This window comes from Aeromonas schubertii, assembly GCF_000820105.1.
Lineage (GTDB): Bacteria > Pseudomonadota > Gammaproteobacteria > Enterobacterales > Aeromonadaceae > Aeromonas > Aeromonas schubertii.
The window spans coordinates 1-3230 of sequence record NZ_CDDB01000061.1 but is presented as its reverse complement, the minus strand read 5'-3'; the positions used below and the strand labels follow the sequence as shown (position 1 = coordinate 3230).

General features: G+C 64.2%; 4 protein-coding genes. 2 read left to right on the top strand and 2 right to left on the bottom strand.

The window, feature by feature from the left end; translation table 11 throughout:
• Positions 1-143, top strand: a 143-nt coding sequence (locus tag BN1133_RS19765; protein ID WP_157432345.1) for a hypothetical protein, incomplete at its 5' end; no start/stop codon positions are given.
• Between the two features lie 5 nt (positions 144-148).
• Here the strand turns inward: BN1133_RS19765 and BN1133_RS12200 are convergent.
• Both BN1133_RS12200 and BN1133_RS12195 read right to left on the bottom strand, forming a co-directional pair.
• Positions 149-1441 carry an MFS transporter gene (locus tag BN1133_RS12200; RefSeq protein WP_462477398.1) on the bottom strand — a complete coding sequence of 431 codons (1293 nt, stop codon included), beginning with the start codon at positions 1439-1441 and terminating at the stop codon, positions 149-151.
• Between the two features lie 95 nt (positions 1442-1536).
• A complete protein-coding gene (locus BN1133_RS12195; RefSeq protein WP_050666799.1) occupies positions 1537-2520 on the bottom strand; it encodes a hypothetical protein in 984 nt (327 codons plus the stop codon).
• A 212-nt stretch (positions 2521-2732) separates the two neighbouring features.
• Here BN1133_RS12195 and BN1133_RS12190 point away from each other — a divergent pair.
• The coding region (locus BN1133_RS12190; RefSeq protein WP_231686269.1) for a THUMP domain-containing protein at positions 2733-3230 on the top strand (498 nt) is incomplete at its 3' end.

Below are 3230 nucleotides of genomic sequence, written 5' to 3'. Positions count from 1 at the left end.
TGGGGCGCCCCTTCTGGTATCTCAACGGCGCGCCTCTCAGACAGAGCGAGGTCCTCACTCGCCCCGGCCGCTACCAGCTGCTGGTGGTGGACGAGGCGGGCAACAGCGATCGACTGGAGTTTTTACTCGAGCATCCTGGCTAAAACGGCTAGACCCGGGGGGACGGCTCGTGCTCTGTCAGGGTGAGCAGGGTCATGGCCAGCGCCCCCAGGGCGATCAGGGCCATGCCCGCATAGGTGGTGGAGAATCCCGTGGTCAGTTCCGCCGGGGTGAAGTGGGAGAGGGGGCCGGCTGGCAGCCTCAGATGGAGAAGCGCCGAGCCGATGGCCACCCCCAGGGCACCGCCGAGCTCTCGGCCAAAACCGAGCAGGGAGAGGCCAATCCCCCGCTCGGTGGCTGCAAGGCAGTGATACGCCGCCACGGAGAGGACGGGGAGCGTGAGCCCCAGTCCCACTCCGGCGACACTGAGCCCCAGGCCTGTCCTGCCTCCGCTGTGAAGCAGCCATAGCCCCACGGTGGCGAGGGTGAAGCCGCCGATCACATATCCCTTGTAGTGAGGGTGGTGGCTGATGAGGCGCCCGCCCGCAAAGGCGCCGGCCGTGATGCAGATGAGGAAGATGGCCAACACCCGGCCGCTGGCATCGGCGCCGAGCCCCTCGACCCATTGCAGTTGCNNCAGGGAAAAGATCAGCAACTGGGCGATCAGGATGAGTAGCAGGCTGACCAGATAGTCGCGCCGCTGCGTCAGCCTGGCAGGCACTATGGGGTCCTGAGCACACCGTTCGACGCGCACCAGCAGGGCGAGTGTGCCTGACAGGGCAAGGGTCAGCCAGAGAGCGGGAAGATGGCGCTCGGGGCTGAGCAGCAGCAGGGTGAGGGTGGTGGCCGTGATGAGCAGGGCCCCCCCCTTCCAGTCGAAGCAACTGGGGCGGCGCACGTTGAGATGACCCAGGTGCCGGTTGACCAGCCAGAGGGCCAACGCGCCGAGGGGAAGGTTGATCCAGAAGATGGCGCGCCAGCTCAGATGCTCGGCACAATAGCCCCCCAGCAGGGGGCCGGCGATGCTCGATACCGCATAGACTGCCGAGATATAGGCCTGATAACGACCCTGCTCTCGTGGGGGTATGGTGTCGGCGATGAGGGTGAAGGCGAGGGCGATGAGGCCGCCGCCTAGCCCTTGCAGCACCCGCGCCGCCAGCAGCTGGGGCAGATTTTGAGCCAGGGCGCAGACCAGTGAGCCGGTCATAAACAGTACCAGGGCCAGGTTGAGCAGGCGAACCCGGCCAAACTGATCGCTGAGCTTACCGTAGAGGGGGAGGGCCGCGGTGGCCGCCAGCAGGTAGCTGCTGACGATCCAGGTGAGGCCCTGACCGGCCATCATCTCCCGCCCTATGATGGGCAGGGGGGTGGTGATGATGCTTTTCTCCAGCGAGCCCAGCATGATGACCAGGGTTACGCTGGCAAAGAGACGCCGGGGCGACATGGGCTCTCCTGAGTCGGATGGTGCTCCTTTGAGGATATCACCACCTCGCCGGATCAGGCTCTGTGCTGGCGCAGATTCCCGAGCAGGGTGAAGCCGTGGCGACTCTTCTGGTGGTGGAAGTGACTCTTCTTGATGGGTTGGAAGGTGAGGGCGTCAAGGGACGCCTCCCCCGCTCCCGAGTAGCCCTTGATGGCGTGGATCATCGGCATGGCGGGAAGGCGGGTACTGACCGACAGACACAGGGGGACGCTGAGCGCATCCGGCCCCATCACACTACTCAGGGTCTGGTGGGCGCAGAGAAAGTGTCTGAGCGTGGCCATGTCGGCATAGCCAGAGTCGAGCATGAGGAGCAGGGATCCCAATGCCCGGTGGAACTCACCCAGCGCGCTGCGAAACCCGTGGCGGGTGCGCAGGGCGAGCAGCTCGTCCAGGGGCTGGGTGGCGAGATCCCGCGGCACCGGCAGGGCGATTTCAAGCAAGAAGCAGTCCTGCCCGCCCCGGTTGTGGTAGCGCGACTCCATCAGGTGCAGCAATCGGTCCAGATAGTCGTGCTCGGTGATGAGAATGCCCTCATTGGCCAGTGCCCACTCCCGTGCCAGGCGCATGGAGAGCAGGTTGGCCAGGCGGCGGGCCATCAGGATGCCACCGTCGGTTTCGCTGGCAAAACCGGCCTGCACGCAGAAACCGTGCAAGGCGCCGAGGCCGGCCTGGTGGGGGCAGAAGCAGTCGTGATTGCGGCGCTCGCGCCAACGGGTGATGAGCTCACGGTTGCCAAACACCTTGTGGCGGACGAAATCGGGGGCCAGCAGCGCCTCGAGCTGAGCCATGACGGCCGGGGTGATCCGCTCGAAGAAGGCGGCCTCGGGAGAGGGGGCGAGCAGATCGGAGTGGGCCTCGACCCGGGCCAGCACCCCTCGCAGGTCACTCTTCTCACTCACGGTAAAGACGAAGGCGAGTCGCTCCAGCCAGAGCAGGGCGAATTTCAACCAGAGCTCGTCCCGAACTTCCATGCCCGGGTAGTAGATAAAGGTCTTCATGACGGTTACCGGAATATGCGCGCGAGGGGGGCACTATAGCGGCTCGCCTTGCAGCCATCAACGAAGAGGCCGGACGAACGGCCACAGGGTGAGCGCAATCGTATTTATTGCCCCTCGCCGGGCGGCTCAGGATTCACCCATTCCCGCTAGGTGAATGGCCGCTCCCTTTGCTATAATCCGCCCCCTTGTTTCCAGCTCACCCGAGTCAAACCATGAAGTTCATCATCAAGCTGTTCCCGGAAATCACCATCAAAAGCAAGTCGGTGCGCCAGCGGTTTATCAAGATCCTGCAAGGCAACATCCGCAACGTGCTGCGCCGTTTCGACGACGATGCCCGCGTACGCATGGATTGGGACAAGCTGGTGGTGAGCTCGCGCAACGACCAGTTCCGCGACCAGGCCATAGAGGCGCTCGCCTGCATCCCCGGCATTCAGGCCTTCCTCGAGGTGCAGGCCAGCAAGTTCACCGATCTGCACGACATCTTCGAACAGGTCAAGGCCGTGTGGGGTGATCAGCTCAAGGGCAAGACCTTTTGCGTGCGCGCCAAGCGCCACGGCAAGCACGAGTTCTCCTCCCTCGAGATCGAGCGCTACGTAGGTGGTGGCCTGAACCAGCATTGCGAGAGCAACGGCGTGCGCCTGAAAAACCCGGACGTGCAGATCAACCTCGAGATCGACGGCGAGGAGCTGTTCATCGTCAGCGCCATCCAC

Coding starts and splice junctions, on each gene's coding strand:
- BN1133_RS12195 (WP_050666799.1), bottom strand. CDS start 2,520: ATGAAGACCTTTATCTACTACCCGGGCATGGAAGTTCGGGACGAGCTC.